The organism is Actinoplanes sp. CA-051413 (genome assembly GCF_050955795.1).
Classification (GTDB): Bacteria; Actinomycetota; Actinomycetes; order Mycobacteriales; family Micromonosporaceae; genus Actinoplanes.
Map to the genome: position 1 here is coordinate 5,719,205 of NZ_CP192100.1, position 15,585 is coordinate 5,734,789.

General features: G+C 71.1%; 13 protein-coding genes. 6 read left to right on the top strand and 7 right to left on the bottom strand.

Annotated features, from left to right (window positions below):
- Positions 1–281: 281 nt before the first annotated feature.
- Positions 282–848, top strand: a complete 567-nt coding sequence (locus tag ACQP2Y_RS27015; RefSeq protein ID WP_433717830.1) for a hypothetical protein — start codon at positions 282–284, stop codon at positions 846–848.
- A 578-nt stretch (positions 849–1,426) separates the two neighbouring features.
- Positions 1,427–1,924: an NUDIX domain-containing protein gene (locus ACQP2Y_RS27020; RefSeq protein ID WP_433717831.1), complete on the top strand. Its 498-nt coding sequence runs from the start codon at positions 1,427–1,429 to the stop codon at positions 1,922–1,924.
- On the opposite strand, the gene ACQP2Y_RS27025 is transcribed toward ACQP2Y_RS27020, so the two are convergent.
- Positions 1,914–2,639 carry a DinB family protein gene (locus tag ACQP2Y_RS27025; protein WP_433717832.1) on the bottom strand — a complete coding sequence of 242 codons (726 nt, stop codon included), beginning with the start codon at positions 2,637–2,639 and terminating at the stop codon, positions 1,914–1,916. The two genes, ACQP2Y_RS27020 and ACQP2Y_RS27025, sit on opposite strands and share 11 nt — an antisense overlap.
- 108 nt (positions 2,640–2,747) lie before the next feature.
- Here ACQP2Y_RS27025 and ACQP2Y_RS27030 point away from each other — a divergent pair, with 108 nt between their 5' ends.
- Positions 2,748–3,986 (top strand): serine hydrolase domain-containing protein, encoded by a 1,239-nt coding sequence (locus tag ACQP2Y_RS27030; protein ID WP_433717833.1) that lies wholly within the window; start codon positions 2,748–2,750, stop codon positions 3,984–3,986.
- Positions 3,987–4,016: 30 nt separating this feature from the next.
- On the opposite strand, the gene ACQP2Y_RS27035 is transcribed toward ACQP2Y_RS27030, so the two are convergent.
- A complete protein-coding gene (locus tag ACQP2Y_RS27035) occupies positions 4,017–4,607 on the bottom strand; it encodes a PadR family transcriptional regulator (protein WP_433717834.1) in 591 nt (196 codons plus the stop codon).
- Positions 4,608–4,698: 91 nt separating this feature from the next.
- On the opposite strand from ACQP2Y_RS27035, the gene ACQP2Y_RS27040 reads away from it, so the two are divergent.
- Together ACQP2Y_RS27040 and ACQP2Y_RS27045 are read left to right on the top strand one after the other, a co-directional pair.
- Positions 4,699–7,515, top strand: a complete 2,817-nt coding sequence (locus ACQP2Y_RS27040; RefSeq protein ID WP_433717835.1) for an FtsX-like permease family protein — start codon at positions 4,699–4,701, stop codon at positions 7,513–7,515.
- A gap of 99 nt (positions 7,516–7,614) precedes the next feature.
- The gene (locus ACQP2Y_RS27045; RefSeq protein WP_433732078.1) at positions 7,615–8,244 is read left to right on the top strand and encodes an ABC transporter ATP-binding protein; all 630 of its coding nucleotides are present in this window, start codon (positions 7,615–7,617) and stop codon (positions 8,242–8,244) included.
- A 7-nt stretch (positions 8,245–8,251) separates the two neighbouring features.
- Here the strand turns inward: ACQP2Y_RS27045 and fxsT are convergent, their stop codons facing one another.
- Complete coding sequence (fxsT, locus tag ACQP2Y_RS27050) at positions 8,252–10,582, bottom strand: FxSxx-COOH system tetratricopeptide repeat protein (RefSeq protein ID WP_433717836.1); 2,331 nt, start codon at positions 10,580–10,582, stop codon at positions 8,252–8,254.
- Positions 10,583–10,727: 145 nt separating this feature from the next.
- On the opposite strand from fxsT, the gene ACQP2Y_RS27055 reads away from it, so the two are divergent.
- A complete protein-coding gene (locus ACQP2Y_RS27055; protein WP_433717837.1) occupies positions 10,728–12,188 on the top strand; it encodes an aldehyde dehydrogenase family protein in 1,461 nt (486 codons plus the stop codon).
- Position 12,189: 1 nt separating this feature from the next.
- Here the strand turns inward: ACQP2Y_RS27055 and ACQP2Y_RS27060 are convergent, their stop codons facing one another.
- The 4 genes from ACQP2Y_RS27060 to ACQP2Y_RS27075 are packed head-to-tail and all read right to left on the bottom strand — an operon-like array spanning position 12,190 to position 15,516.
- Positions 12,190–12,969: an ABC transporter ATP-binding protein gene (locus tag ACQP2Y_RS27060; protein WP_433717838.1), complete on the bottom strand. Its 780-nt coding sequence runs from the start codon at positions 12,967–12,969 to the stop codon at positions 12,190–12,192.
- A 14-nt stretch (positions 12,970–12,983) separates the two neighbouring features.
- Positions 12,984–13,751 (bottom strand): ABC transporter permease, encoded by a 768-nt coding sequence (locus tag ACQP2Y_RS27065; protein ID WP_433717839.1) that lies wholly within the window; start codon positions 13,749–13,751, stop codon positions 12,984–12,986.
- Positions 13,748–14,554 (bottom strand): ABC transporter permease, encoded by an 807-nt coding sequence (locus ACQP2Y_RS27070; RefSeq protein ID WP_433717840.1) that lies wholly within the window; start codon positions 14,552–14,554, stop codon positions 13,748–13,750. The genes ACQP2Y_RS27065 and ACQP2Y_RS27070 overlap by 4 nt, the downstream gene beginning before the upstream one ends.
- Positions 14,551–15,516 (bottom strand): ABC transporter substrate-binding protein, encoded by a 966-nt coding sequence (locus ACQP2Y_RS27075; protein WP_433717841.1) that lies wholly within the window; start codon positions 15,514–15,516, stop codon positions 14,551–14,553. The genes ACQP2Y_RS27070 and ACQP2Y_RS27075 overlap by 4 nt, the downstream gene beginning before the upstream one ends.
- Positions 15,517–15,585: the final 69 nt, after the last annotated feature.

Below are 15,585 nucleotides of genomic sequence, written 5' to 3' on the forward strand. Positions count from 1 at the left end.
GCGGCCCGCCCACCGTCAGATCCGCCGCGTCTTGACTTGACCCGGACCCCCATATGCCGATCATCGCCGAGAAGCACTCATCGCCACACGCCAACGCACCATGACCCGATTTCTCAAACACTCAGACAGCAGTTCGATGACATGAGCCAAGGCGAGTGCTTTTCGTCTTCGACATGACAATCGACACTGCCCAGCTATGGGCAAGCGACACTAAAATGTGATTCTCTTCGTAGAAAGGATCTTACATTGAGGCAGGACGACGTAACGAAGATCCACATGCCGTGACGACCGGAGAGAAGTGGACGGCATGGGGTGTCGGACTCACCTTTGGGGGACTGCTCATTGCCCTTGGTGCTTGGCTGCTTCCGATGGACAACTCGTCCTCAGACGGAGGCACCGGCAGCCGCCAGAACGACGGTGGTGGTGCCGGGCCAGCCGCGACGGTGCCTCCCGCGGCAACCGAGAACGACTCCGATGGTCAGCCTCAGGCGCGATCCGGAACTATCACTATCAAGGAAAGGCACAGCGTCGTCCTCGACACCAGCGCAACAAACTGGAGCGTGAGCAACGGCTGTGGCGACTGCAGTCTGTGGTTTCAGGGAGATCTGATGGCGGGCTACGGCGGCGATCTTGCTCCGCTGTCGTCCAGCGACAGCGAGTCCTACACGACTTGCGCGGCGGCCACGCAGTACCAACACACCATCAAACACGACGACATCAGCCCAGGTCTCCGTATGTGCGTCAGAACCCCGAAGGGCAATTTCGCCCTCGTGCAGGTGGCGGGATTCCACGACACCAACGGCTTCGAGGATGACTACGTCAAATTGGAAGTGACTTCCTGGTTCTAGTTCACCACGTCCAGCGTTGGCCACGGAGCGAGCTCAGGACTTCGTCATCGTCGCGAGTTCCACGATTTTGACCGCACCATGGGAGAGGGCAGATGATCAGGGCGGTTTTTGGCATCGTGTTCGTTCTGCTCGGTATGCTGAGCGTCCTGTGGCTCGGCATCGAGGGCTGCTTGTGGGCGGCTGGAAAAAACGGACTGATCTTCGGTCACGTCTCAAACTCCACCAGCTGCGCGCTGGTCGTCGCGGCTGCATTCTTCGGTCTCGTCGGCTATGGCCTGACTCAAAGCGGAGGCGACAAAGTCCAGCCGGGACCCTCTTACCCTGCGAACCGATGTCAGCTGTGCGGAGCCACCCACACTACGGCCTACCATCAGGGGCGCGGTGGACGATAGGTCGATGTGCAGACAATCAACGAATGGGAGTTATCGGCAGATCAGGATATCGGCGGCCGTCGGCGCGTGCGCCGGCCAGGCTCGGTTCCTTCCAACGTCCGCGCAACGCGAATGCGGGGCAACGCCAGAGCTGCTGCTCTAGCCCGGCGGATGCCGATCAGTCGCGTCAGCCCTAGCATGATCTCCATGAGCGACGTCAACGCTGATGAGCTACCCGAGCTGACGTTCGCACTCCCGACCATCCCGGCCTCCGCCGGAGCACTGGTACGTGGCCGCAAGGGCCGACTGCTCATCCTGAAGCCGACGTACAAGGGCGGCTGGACGATCCCAGGTGGAATCGTCGAGATCGGCGAATCACCCTGGGAAGCGTGTCGCCGCGAAACCAAGGAGGAGTGCGGCCTCGACGTCACCACCGGACGGCTTGTCTGCGTGGACTTCCTGCACCCACGGCCCGACCGTCGGGGTGGTATGCGCTTCCTGTTCGACTGCGGCGTCTTCGCCGACGCCGTCCTGGACACGGTGGTCATCCAACCGATCGAGATCGCCGAAAGCCGGATCCTGCCGATCGACACAGCGCTGCCGCTGCTCAGCGGACCGGTCCGACGTCGGGTACGCGCCGCCTGGAAGACAAAACAGGTGCGCTACCTCGAGGACGGCCGCCCTGTAGAGGGGATCAGCCCTTGAGGCGCTCAGAGCCGAGGAGATCGAGGTCGCGAACGCAGAAGCCGTGGTGCGCCCACTCCTCATTCAGCACCACCTGAACGCACGCCAGCATCGACCTTCCCACGGCGTACGGCGGCCAGCCCGGCCCCTCCGGCACCGGCGCGGGCCCAGAGAGCTCATCAGCCGTCACCGTCGACAGCCAACGCTCCAACTCAGCGCCTTGCTCGTCGCGCACGGCCAGCACCTCGTCGAGACCGGGGGCCGCCGCTCGGTCCAGGCCCTGCTCCTCCTGGTCGGGGACGAAGTCGGACGCCAGCCCGATCGCGGTGAACGGCTCCGTCGATCCCAGACAGCAGCGGCGGAACCACGAGTCGTGCACGAACACCAGATGGCGCAGGGTCTCCACCGCCGACCACTCGCCGCCGACGCGCTGGTGCTCCGAGCCCGTGGGCATCGCTCGCAGCCGCTCGACGGTCTCCGCCCAGCCGGCCCGCAGCTGCCGGACACCCTGCAGCAGCTCCGCCGGATCGGCTGAGCGCAGCAGCAGCCGCACCGGATACCGCCGATCCAGCTCGGCTTCGACGTACGACGTCACCTCGACTCCGTTGACCACCAGATTCGTGATCAGCCCGTCGATCACCGCGTCCTGCATCACCACCCCGATCAGCCGAGCCCGGGTCAGGTCACACTCGCGGAACTCGGCATCAGTCAGGTCCTGGTCCTCGAAGCTCGTCATGCCGGGCAGTATCCACCGGGGCACCGACAACTTTCGGGGACCGCCGTATTGCCGGCGTATCGAAATCCGCATACGCCACCGCAACGGACATTCGTCTTCAGTGGAGGCATGGACCACAACGCTTCATTGTCGAACTCAGGTGGCATCGGCCGGCGGCGACTGCTCACCTCAGGCGGGCTGGCCGCTGCCGGCGTGGTGGCCGGCGCCAAACCCGCGAGGGCCGGCCGCGACCAGATCCCGCCGGACACCCGGCCCGGTGGAGCCTTCGACCGGTACGTGGCCAAGCTCGCCGCCGACGGCAAGTTCTCCGGTGTGGTGCTGCTGGCACACCGGGGCCGGACGGTGCTGTCGCGCAGTTACGGCATGGCCGACAAGGAGAAGGGCATCCGCAACCACGAGGGCATCGCGTTCAACCTGTCCTCGGCCAGCCAGCCTTTCCTGTCGGTGGCCGTCCTGCAGTTGCTGCAGCAGGGCCGGCTGACGCTGTCCGACCCGGTGGGCCAGCACCTGAAGGACCTTTCCGGGGAGATCGCCGAGAAGGTGACCATCCATCACCTGCTCACCAGCACCTCCGGGCTGGACGCCCCGATGCCGGACTGGCAACGCGTCTTCCACAGCCGGCAGGAGGTGCACGACTACACCGAGCAGTGGGCGCGGCAGGCGACGCTGGTGGAGGTCCCCGGCGCGGCGTCCAACGGCCACCGGCCCGGCGGCGGTGTCGGCCTGGCCATGGCCGCGCAGATCGTGGAGGCCGTGTCCGGCATGACGTTCTGGGACTACGTGCACCGGCATGTCTTCCGGCGCTGCGGCATGACCGGCTCGGCGTTCTACACCCGGGAGCAGTGGCTCACCGAGAAGCACATCGCGCACCCGTACATGCTGCAGGCCGACGGCAGCCTCCTGGACGCCGTGCGGAACCTGGACAAGGGCAGCGTGTTCCCGCCCATCGCCGGCCGGAATCCGGGCCGTGGCTTCATCGGTCACGCCTCGGGCGGCGGTTTCGCCACCGCGCCGGACCTGGTCCGGTTCGCCGAAGCCCTGCGGGACGGCACGGTGCTGGACCGGCCCTACGCCGATCTGTTCGCCGGGGCCAAGCTCCCCGGTCCGGATCCCACGTCGTTCCACGGATACACGATGCCCATCAGCATCAGCAACGGCCAGTGGGTGATCGGGCGCGGCGGCGCGGACGCCGGCATCGGCGCCAACTGGAGCATCTACCCGGACACCGGCTGGGTGGGTGTCGTCCTCAGCAACGACGACAACCTGCCGATCCAGGATCTCCTCCTGCGGCAGGAGGCTGCCATCACCGGCGCGCCGGTCAACCCGCCTTCAGGGGGCGGCGGCTGAGGCGCGGGGACGGTGTCATCGACACAAAGATCACGAGGCGGCGTCGGCCACGTCCGGTGGCGCCGGACGGGGCGTCGCGCGTACCGCCGCGAGAGTGACCCCGCCGTCCTGCAACAGCGCCGCGTCGACGTCCTCGATGAACAGCAGATCGGCCTCCACGTGCCGGGCGGCGGCCGACAGCAGCAGATCGACGACCGGATCGGCCGCCTCAGCGCGCAGCGCCCCGACGTTACGCAGCTCGCGCAGCAGCAGGCCACGCTGGTGGCGCAACAGGACCCGCACGGTATCGGCCGAGCCGGTCCGCGCGGCGGCGGTCACTTTGAGGAAGAAGTCGTCCCGGAAGCCGCTGCCGCGCGGGCTGGGCTCCTCGAGCCAGCGGGCCAGCTCGGCGGCGCCGGACGGGGTGATCGTGTAGATGACGCGGTCGGGCTTGACCTGCTGGGAGTGCCGGCGGGAGGCCACGTGGCCGTCGCGGGAGAGCCGTTCGAGGACCTGGTACAGGTGCCCGATGTTGAGCGTCCCCCACTGTGGCCCGACGGCCGCCTCGAACGCGCTCTTCAGCTCGTAGCCGTAGCTCGGGCCCGCGGCCAGCAGGGACAGGACCGCGTGCTGGATCGGCATCGGAACCTCCGTCGGTCGCGCCCGGACGCGCTTGCATTGTGACAATGTATCGCGCAGAGTGGGCTCAGCGATCGGGGGAGGTCGGGATTCCGTGTTCCGCTTCGTGTGGCGGTACGTGCGCGGCCGGCTCGGCAGGTCGGTGGCGCTGCTGGCGGGCATGCTGGTGGCGACCACCGGCTTCGTCGTGCTCACCGGCTCGGCCGCCACGAGCCGCCTCGAGGTGACCGGCGCGGTCCAGGGCGGGACCCGGGCGGCGTACGACATCCTGGTCCGCCCGAAGGGCAGCCGCACCGGCCTGGAGGCCGCCGACGGCCTGGTCCGGCCCAACTACCTGTCCGGGCAGTTCGGCGGCGTGACCACCGGCGACTGGGCCGCCGTCCGGTCCGTGCCCGGCGTCGAGGTGGCCGCACCGATCGCGATGGTCGGCTACTCCACGATGGGCCTGCCGGCTCTGCTCGACATCACCGACGCCGTCGACCGCACGGCCGAGACCCAGGTGATCCGCGTCGACCCGACGTTCCTGGCCGAACGCGGCCTGTCGAAGGGCAGAGCCACACCCCTCTACGTGTACGTGACGCGCCGGCCGGTGATTCGTCCGGAGGTGCCGAAGGGGATCTTCAACGACACGGACGACATCCGCTACAGCGACGGCAAGTCGTACCCGATCGACCAATGCGGCGGCGGGGCGGTCCTGGCCGTCCGTGAGGTGCTGCCCGGCGGCCGGACCGCCCCGGTGTGCGAGGTGGCGTCGCAGGCACCCGAAGGCCCCGACCCGTACCAGAGGACTCCGGTCCTGGTCGCCCGGATGCTGCCGGACGGGCGCTTCGACATGCGCCGCAGCCAGGCCGTGGCCGACACCCGCCCCGAGGAGCGGCTCCGGGTCGACATCCCCTGGGAGATGCCGTTCCTGCTGGCCGCGGTCGACCCGGAGGCCGAGAGCCGGCTGGTCGGACTGTCCGCGGCGATGGTGAAGGGCCGGCCCCTGCGTCGCGAGGACGCGCCGTGGCGTCAGGACGGCGCCGACGTCGGGAACCGCACGTTTCCGGTGCTCGCCTCCAGCCGCGCCTATGTGGACGCGGTGGTGAGCGCGGCGTACACCCGGCTGCGCCCGCCGGTCGTGGCCGGCCTGCCGTCGAAGGAGCTCACCAACGCGCTCCGCGGTGCGCCGGCCACCGCGACCGGTGGCGGGCAGAGCGACGTCGACACGAACTACCGCGACCGGATGGAGCAGATCGTCGACCGGGGGCAGGGCGGCGCAGCCCTCGACGCCGTCATCCAGCCCGGGCCGACCCGGTACGACCAGTTGCCCGACGGCACGTTGCGCGCCGTCACCCGTCCCGGCGACGAGCGGATCTTCGACACGCCCAGTCAGATCGGCGGGTCGCGGCCCTGGCTCACCACCGACAAGTGGTTCCGGCCGCTCACCAACCAGGTGCTACTGGACGACCCCTCGGGGACGCGGTTCCAGAGCTGGACGCCGGTCGGCATGTTCGACCCCGAACGGCTCACCGGCTTCAGCGACCTGGCGCGCGTGCCCCTGGAGACCTATGAGGCGCCCTCGGCCCAGGGAGCGGACGCGGCCAGCCGTACGGCGCTCGGTGACCGCCCCCTGCTGCCCAGCGGCAACCCGGGCGGCTACCTGACGCCGCCACCGATGCTGCTCACCAGCATGAGCGTGCTGCCGGACCTGCTCACCGGTCCGGCCGCCGCCCAGGGCAAGGCGCCGATCAGTGCGATCCGGGTACGGGTGGCCGGCGTCGACGGTTACAGCCGCGAGTCCGCCGAGCGGGTCCGGATCGCCGCCGAGGAGATCGCCCGCCGCACCGGCCTCGACGTCGACATCACGCTCGGCTCGTCGCAGGCGGCGCGCACCGTCGAGCTGCCCGCCGGCGCGTTCGGCCGGCCGGTGCTGCGCCTGACCGAGCGCTGGTCGTCGATCGGCGTCGCGAGCCGGATCGTCGAGGCGGTCGACCGCAAGAGCCTCGTGCTGTTCGCGCTGGTCCTCGTCGTGTGCGCGCTGTTCCTGGGCAACGCGGTCAGCGCGGCCGTCCGGGACCGGCGCACCGAGCTGGCGGTGCTCACCTGCCTCGGCTGGCCGCCGGGACGGGTCACCGCGGCGCTGCTCGGTGAGCTGACGCTGCTCGGGCTCTTCGCCGGGCTCCTGTCGGTGGGACTGGCCTGGCCGCTCGGGCGGCTGCTCGGCGTACACGTGTCACTCGGTCATGCGCTGCTCGCCGTACCGGTTGCCCTGGTCCTGGCCGTCGGCGCCGGCGTCCTGCCGGCCGTGCGGGCCGCGCGGGCGCATCCGGCCGCCGCGCTGCGCCCGCCCGCCGGCCGGCCCGGGCGCCGCCGGCAGGCCCGCAGCATGTTCCGGCTGAGCCTGGTGAATCTGAGCCGGGTGCCCGGCCGCACGGTCCTGGGCGCGACCGCCCTGGCCATCGGCGTGGCGGCGGTGACCGTGCTCGCCGCCGTCACGTTCGCGTTCCAGGGCGCGATCATCGGCACCGTCCTGGGTGACGCGGTCGCGGTCACTGTCCGCGGCGTCGACCGGCTCGCCGCGGCCGCCGCCGTGCTGCTCGGCGTCATCGCCGTCGCCGACGTGCTGTACCTGAACATCCGCGACCGCGCCGGCGAGCTGGCCGCGTTGCGGGCCACCGGCTGGAGCGACCTGGCGCTGGTCCGGCTCGTCGCCGTCGAGGGGCTGCTGCTGGGCGTTCTCGGCGCGACGGCCGGCGCCGGTGCAGGGCTGGCCGCGGCCGGCTGGCTCGTCGGCGCGGTGTCCGGCCCGCTGGCCGTCGTCGCCGCGGCTACCGCGGCCGCCGGCGTGCTCGTCACCGGCGCCGCCGCGGTGGTGCCGACCCTGCTGTTGCGCCGGCTGCCGGCCGCGCGCCTGCTGGCCGAGGAGTGAGGCATGGCGTCCGCCGAGATCAGGATCGAGAACCTGTCCAAGACGTACGGGGAGCTGACCGCCGTCGACGCCGTCACCCTGGACGTGCCGGCCGGCTCGATGGTCGCGCTCACCGGGCCCAGCGGGTCGGGCAAGTCGACGCTGCTGCACCTCGTCGGCGCGATCGAGCGGGCCGACACCGGCACGGTCACCGTCGACGGCCGGGACATCACGGCGCTGCGCCGCGGCGCCCTGTCCCGGTACCGGCAGACCATCGGTTTCGTGTTCCAGCGCTACCACCTGCTGGCCCCGCTCACCGCGCTGGACAACGTGATCGCCCCGACGCTGCCCTACCGCGTGCCGTACGACCGGGTTGCGCGCGGCCGCGAGCTCCTCGACGCGGTCGGGCTCGCCGGCCGGGAGGGTGCGGTGCCAGCCGAGCTGTCCGGCGGGCAGCAGCAGCGGGTGGCCATCGCGCGGGCGCTCATGGTGGAACCGCGGCTGCTCCTCGCCGACGAGCCGACCGGCAACCTGGACTCCAAGACCGGCCGGCAGATCATCGACCTGCTCGTGCGGCTGCGTGCGGAGCGCGGCACGACCGTGCTGCTGGCTACGCACGAGCAGCACGTGGCGGCGAGGTGCGACCGCATCGTGCGCCTGACCGACGGTGCTGTGACGGAGGATCTGGACCTTCGCGAGGGCGAGTCCGAGCAGGAGACCCTGGCCCGGGTGACGACGCTGCGCCCGTGAAAGCCGGTCAGGGGTTCTCCTGCGCCCAGCGGGCGAGGCTCACCTGAGTGGCGCGGGTGAGTGGATGGTCGGCGCCCGACACGCGTTCACGGATCGGCAGCAGGTCGGCCAGGAGCCGGCGGGCGGTGGCGGGATCACCCGCCCGTCCGGTGTAGTCGGCGTGCAGGTCCTTGGCGACCAGAGTCTCGTTCGGATGCTCCTTGCCCCAGGCGCGCTCGAGCAGCGGGACCAGGTCCGCCAGGCGGTCGCGGGCCTGCCGGGGATCGCCTGCCTCGCCGATCCAGGTGGCGAGATCCCGGGACGTGGCCAGCGTTTCCGGGTGGTCGGGGCCGTTGACCCGCGTGCGGACCGCCAGCAGAGCCGCGTACTGGTCCCGCGCGTCCGGCGCGTTCCCGGCCTGACCCGTGAAATGGGCCAGGCAACCGCGCAGCGTCAGCGTGTCGGGATGTTCCGGTCCCCAGACCCGTTCGGCCGCAGGCAGCAGCGGACGACACACCTCCCGGGCGCCGGCGGGTTCACCCAGGTGGCCCATCCAGTTGGCGAAATCCATCCGCGCGTACAACGTGCGGGGGTGGTCCGGGCCCAGGACCTCGTCGAGGAGGGGCAGGAGGCGCTGGTAATCGCCGTAGGCGTCGGACCTGGCCCCGGCCTCACCGGTCCACTCGGTGACGTGGACCCGCAGAATCAGCGTCCGCTCGTCCTCGGGCCCGAACTGCCGCTCGAACAAGGGCAGCAGCTGCGCATACTGGTCGCGGGCAGCACCCGCGTCACCCGTCATGCCGGTGAACCGGGCCAGCTCGGCCTTCGCGACGAGCACCGACGGATCATCCGCGCCCGCGCGCTCCGCCATGGCATCAACGACGCGCTGCTGGAGCCGTACGGCCGTGGGGTAGTCCGCGATCGCGTCGAGATATCCGACGGTCCGCAGCAGGCCGGTGGCATTGCCCGGCAGGACAACGATGACGTGGGGCAGCAGGCGTGCGAAGACAGGCCGGCTCGCCGGATCCGCGGGACGAGCGGGCAGGCAGTCGTCCAGTGCTGCGCCGGCCCGGGCCCGCAGCACGTCGCGGTGCGGTTCGTCCAGTTGATGCAGCGTCACCGCCTGCACGAGCCGGTGCACCGAGACACCGTCATCAGCGAGACTGATCATGCTGAACGAGGCGAGGACACCCAGCGCCTCGACCGCGTCCAGTTCGTCGGCGTCCGCCGCGCGGACCAGCACGTCGCGGGGCAGGTCGTCCGGGGCGAAGCAGGCCAGCAGATCCAGCATCTCGATGGCCAGGGGGCTGATCTCCTCGATCCGGGCCCGGGTGACCGCCCACGCCTTGGCCACGAGCCGCTCGTGGTCACCGCCGGCCGGGGCCGAGGCGTACATGCGCGTCGGTGAGGCACGGAGAAGGTCGCGATACCGGCCCACCCCGATGCCGGGAGCCTGGGCGATGTAGGCGCCCGCCTGGGCCAGCGCGAGCGGCAGATCTCCCAGGTCGTCGGCCAGCGCGTCCAGCTGTCCGGTCTCGCCGGAGCGCGTCAGCTCGGCCAGCAGGAACACGGCCGCCGGCCGGGGCAGCACGCCCAGATCGATCGGGATGGTGAGGTCGTGCCAGCCGGCGGTCCGGCGGGTGGTGATCAGGACGTGGCCGCCGTGCAGCCGGCCGAGGTAGGACCGCAGCGACGCCGCCTCGGCCACGTCGTCGAACACGAGCAGCCAACCGGGATGGGCCGCGAGCCAGGCCATGACCCAGGTGACCGCCTCCTCGGTGGTGGCCCGGCTCGCGGCCGACGACGCGGTGCCGGCGGCGATGTTCCGGGCCAGGTCGGCCAGGCCGCTCCGAAGTGTCTCGGGGTCGGCCGCGTCGATCCACCAGATCAGCGAGAAGCGCCCACGGTTGCGGTGCGCGAACTGGAGGGCCAGTTCGCTCTTGCCGACCCCGCCGAGTCCACACACGACCTGCACGCCGAGGCCCGCCCCGTCGGCCGACCCGCGGTCGAGCCGCGCCAGTTCCGTCTCTCGCCCGGCGAACACGCGCGACGCGGGGCGCGGCAGCGCCGCCAGCCCTGACGGCGCCGGCAGGAGCGCGGCTTCGGGCAACGGCTGCGAGACCGCAGCGTCGGTGCCGGCCGGCTCTGTCCGGGACGCCGAATCCAGGGAGCGGCGCGCCAGCACGAGCCCGTACAGGGAACCGGCCAGACCGGCCACGCCGACGAACGCCCCGACGACGCTGGCCAGCTTGTCGGCGTTCTCCAGGCCCGTGGCGACGAACAACGCGGCCAAGGCGATCAGCAGCATGCCTGACGCGAGCGCCCCGGTCCAGGGCAGTACCTGCCGCCTGCGCACCATGACCCGCATTATCGGCCCGGTACGGCCCGGCCACGAGGGCGAGAGCGCCCACCGGTTGACCAGCCCACCCGGCCGCACTAGCGTTTCGAGCACGTTTCGGGGCGAACATGTGTTCGCATACCGAACACTCCCGCGGAGGTGGCCCGTGACCCAGACCAGAAGCCTGCTCATCGGTGGCGACGAGGTCGCCGCGGCGGACGGGCGTACCACCGAGGACCTCAACCCGCACACCGGTGGCGTCGTCGCCCGGATCGCCGCGGCCGGACCGGCCGACGTCACCCGGGCCGTCGACGCCGCCGAGGCCGCCTTCGCCGGCTGGTCCACCACCGCCCCCACCGAGCGGCGCCGGATCCTCACCCGGGCCGGGGACCTGCTCGAGGAACGCGCCACCGAGGCCGCCGCACTCATGGCCACCGAGACCGGCGGCACGCTGGGCTGGTCGCTGTTCAACGTCGGGCTCGCGGCCAGCATGTTCCGCGAGGCCGGCGCCCTGACCACCCTGCCGGTCGGTGAGGTGCTGGCCGGTGCGGATCCGACCGCGCTGTCGCTGGCCATCCGGCAGCCGGCCGGGGTGGTCGCCGCGTTCGCGCCGTGGAACGCGCCGCTGATCCTGGGGGCCCGGGCCGTCGCCGCGCCGCTGGCCGTCGGGAACACCGTCGTGGTCAAGGCCAGTGAGGACGCGCCGCTGGCCTGCGCACTGTTCCTGGCCGACGTCCTGCGCGACGCCGGGCTGCCGCCGGGCGCGCTCAACGTGCTGACCAACGACCGGGCCGACGCGGCGGTCGTCGCCGAGACGCTCATCGGGGACCGGCGGGTGCGCCGGGTCAACTTCACCGGTTCCACCGGCGTCGGCCGGCGCATCGGCGAGCTCGCCGCCCGGCATCTCACCCCGGCGGTGCTCGAGCTGGGCGGCAAGAACTCGGTGCTCGTGCTCGACGACGCCGATCTGGAGTACGCGGTGAACGCCGTCGCCTTCGGGGCGTACCTGAACTCCGGGCAGATCTGCATGTCCGCGGACCGGGTGATCGTGCACCGGTCGCTGGCTGACGAGTTCGCCGCCCGGCTGGCCGAGAAGGCCAAGGGGCTGCCCGCCGGGGACCCCACCGACCCGCACACGGTGATCGGGCCGCTGATCAACGCCGGCGCGGCCGAGCGGGTCGCCGGCCTGGTCGATCAGGCGGTCGCCGGCGGCGCCCGGGTGCTCAGCGGCGGCGGTACGCCGGACGGCGCGCACTACCCAGCGACGGTCCTCGCGGGCGTGACGCCGGACATGCGCATCCACACCGAGGAGATCTTCGGGCCGGTGGCGACCGTGCTGACCGTGGCCGACGAGGAGCAGGCGATCGCGGTCGCCAACGACAGCCCGTACGGGCTCACCGCCGGGGTGCTGACCCAGGACGTCAACCGGGGTTTCGCCGTCGCCCGGCGGTTGCGCACCGGCATCGCCCACGTCAACGACCAGTCCGTGGACGACGACCCGACCGCGCCGTTCGGCGGGATGGGCGACTCCGGCTACGGGCGGTTCGGGGGCCGGGCCGGCGCCGAGGCGTTCACCGATCTGCGTTGGATAACTCTCCAGCAGCGCCCGAAGCAGTACCCGTTCTGAGCTAACCCGCGGCGGAAAACCCAGGCGAAACCGTTTCGAGCTTCGCCCGCTGAATCTGCTCGTAGACGCGCGTCCGCAGAGTGACGAAGCGCGGGTCCGCCCGGGTGTGCAGCTGGTCGCGTTCGGCCGGCAGGTCGACGGTCAGCTCGTCCTGCACCACCGTCGGGGACGCGGACAGCATCAGCACGCGCTGACCCAGGTAGACCGCCTCGTCGATGTCGTGCGTGACGAACAGGATCGTCATGCCCAGCCGCTGCCACAGTGAGCGGACCAGGTCCTCCAGGTCGGCCCGGGTCTGCGCGTCGACGGCGGCGAACGGCTCGTCCATCAGCAGGATCGACGGTTCGTAGGCCACGGCCCGGGCGATCGCGACCCGCTGCTGCATTCCACCGGACAACTGCCACGGGTACGCGGACTCGGTGCCGTCCAGGCCGACCGCGGTCAGGGCCTCGGCGACCAGTTCCTTGCGGCGGGCCTTGGGGACCTTCTTCTGCCGCAGGGGCAGGTCGACGTTGTCGCGCACCGTCATCCACGGGAACAGGCTGCGGCCGTACTCCTGGAAGACGATCGCCAGGCCGCTCTTGTCGCCCACCGTGACCTCGCCGGAGGTCGGGTCGAGCAGCCCGGCGATGCAGCGCAGCAGCGTGGTCTTGCCGCAGCCGGACGGGCCGACCAGGCAGACCAGCTCGCCCTCGGCGACGGTGAACGTCAGGTCGCGCAGCGCCTCCACCTCGCGGCTGCCGGACCGGTAGACCTTGCGCAGGCCCTTGACCTCGAGCATCGTCGTCTCCTTCGTCACGAGCGCCGCTGGGCGTCGCGCAGGCCGTGGTACCAGGCCAGCGCGCGGCGCTCGGCCAGGCGGAACAGCTCGGACAGGCCGAAGCCGAGCAGCCCGAGCAGGATGATGCCGCTCCACATCTCCGGGATGGCGAAGCTGCGCTGGAACTGCACGATGGTGAAGCCCAGGCCGTTGCTGGCGGCGAACATCTCGCTGATCACCATGAGGATGATCGCGATGGACAGCGCCTGCCGCAGCCCCGCGACGATCTGCGGGGACGCCGCGGGCAGCAGGAGGTGACGCAGCCGGGCCGCGCCGGTGATCCCGTACGCGCGGCTGGTGTCGGACAGCACGCCGTCGGTGGCGCGGACGCCCTCGACGGTGTTGAGCAGCACCGGCCAGACGCAGCCGGAGACGATCACGATGACCTTCATGCTGGTGCCGATGCCGGCGAACAGCATGATGACCGGGACCAGCACCGGCGGCGGGACGGCCCGGAAGAACTCGAGGACCGGCTCGGCGGCAGCGCGCAGCCGCGGGTTGGCGCCGATCGCGACGCCGGCCGCGATGCCGATCAGCGCGGCCAGCAGGTAGCCGGCGCCCAGGCGGGCCAGGCTGGGCAGCACGTCGGCGCGCAGCCGCTCGGGGGTCCAGGTGTCGACGAACGCGGCCAGGATCTGGCGCAGCGGGGGCGCGTAGAAGTTCTCGCTGTTCGCGCTGGCCGCGTACCAGGTCAGGAAGAGCACGACCGGCAGGCCGAGGACCAGCAGCACGCGTCTGATCATGCCGGGGTCTCCCCGCGGACGGACTGGTGCCAGGCGAGGAAGTGGCGTTCGGCGTAGCGGGCGGCCAGGTTGATGGCCACGCCGAGCAGGCCGGTGACGACGATGAGGGCGTACATGGTGGGGATCGCGTTCGAGGTCTGGGCCACCGCGATGACCGCGCCGAGGCCGGGGGCGCCGATGACCAGCTCGGTCGTGACCGCGAGCACCAGCGCGACCGAGGCGGCGAGGCGGATGCCGGTGAAGACGTACGGCAGCGCGGTCGGCCAGAGCACGTAGCGGATCCGGGCCCAGGTGCCGAAGCGGAAGCTGCGGGCGGTTTCGTCGGCGACCGGGTCGACATCGGCGACGCCGTACAGGACCTGGACCAGGACCTGCCAGAAGGCCGCGTAGACCACCAGCAGCAGGGTCGAGCCCAGGTCCGAGCCGTAGAGCAGGACCGCGAGGGGGATCAGCGCAACCGACGGGATGGGCCGCAGGAACTCCACCGTCGAGGCGGTGACCGCGCGCAACACAGGCACCGCGCCGATCAGCACGCCCGCGGCCACGCCGGCCACGACCGCGATGGCCAGGCCGATCGCCCACGCGGTGAGGGTGTCCCCGACCGCCACCCAGAACGCGCCGGTGACCGCCTCGTCGGCCAGGGCGGCCAGGATCCGGCTGGTCGGCGGCAGGTAGCTGTCCGACACGATCCCGGCGCGGGGCAGCAGCTCGACCAGAACGAGCAGCCCGGCCAGGCCGGAGAGGCCGAGCAGCGCCCGGCCCCCCGGCACCGTCCGCGGCGCCGCCGCCCCGACCGCCGTCACGGGAGAATCTTGGCCAGGTCGGGCGTGGCCGAGCCGAAGATGCCGTCCTGGGCGCCGAGCTTGCTCAGCGTCTCGACCGACGGCTTGTTGATCTCGGTGGGCCACTTCGGCAGGGTCAGCGCCTCGCGGACCTTCGGGTCGATCTTGGTGTACGAGCCGAGGATCTCGCGGACCTCGTCCGGGTGCGCGTCGGCGTAGGCCAGCGACTCGTTCATCGCCTCGGTGAACCGCTTGACCAGGTCCGGGTCGTCGGCGATGAGCTTGCTGGAGGCGAAGTACGCCGCCACGGTCAGATTCGGCGCCGCGTCGACGTAGTTCCAGGCGACCACCCGGCCACCGGCGGCGGTCACGGCCGACAGCGACGGCTCCACCACCCAGGCGGCGTCAACCTGGCCGTTCTCCACCGCGGCCGGCATGTTGGCGAACGGCATCTCGACGAAGCTGATCCCGCTCGGGTCGCCGCCGGCCTTGCGCACCGACTCGCGCACGGTGGTGTCGCCGATGTTCTTCAGCGTGTTGACCGCGATCTTCTTGCCGGCCAGGTCGGCGGGCTTGGTGATCGGGCTGTCCTTGCGCACCGCGACGCCGCCGAAGTCCTTGCCGGCCGTACCGGTGGAGGCCACGCCGTTGCTGACCACCTTGATCGGCACGTTCTTGGTCTGGGCGATGAGCAGCGAGGTGATGTTGCTGAAGCCGAACTGGAACTGGCCGCTGACCACGCCGGGCACGATCGCCGCGCCGCCCTGGCCGCTCTCCATGGTCAGCTCGATCTTGCGATTCTTGAAGAATCCCTGTTTCTGCCCGAGGTAGATGGGCGCGACGTCGACGATCGGGATGATCCCGACCTTGACCTGCGCGACCCCGCCGTCGGTGGTGGCGGGACCCGAACCTCCGGAGGATCCGCAGCCCGCCCCGGCTCCGACGAGGGCGAGCACGGTCATCCCCGTGATGAACCGACGCATTCTTCAGACCTCCAGTGGGTTGTCCTTGTGCGCAGACCGCACGTAAGTTCTTATGAAGAACGTATGGTG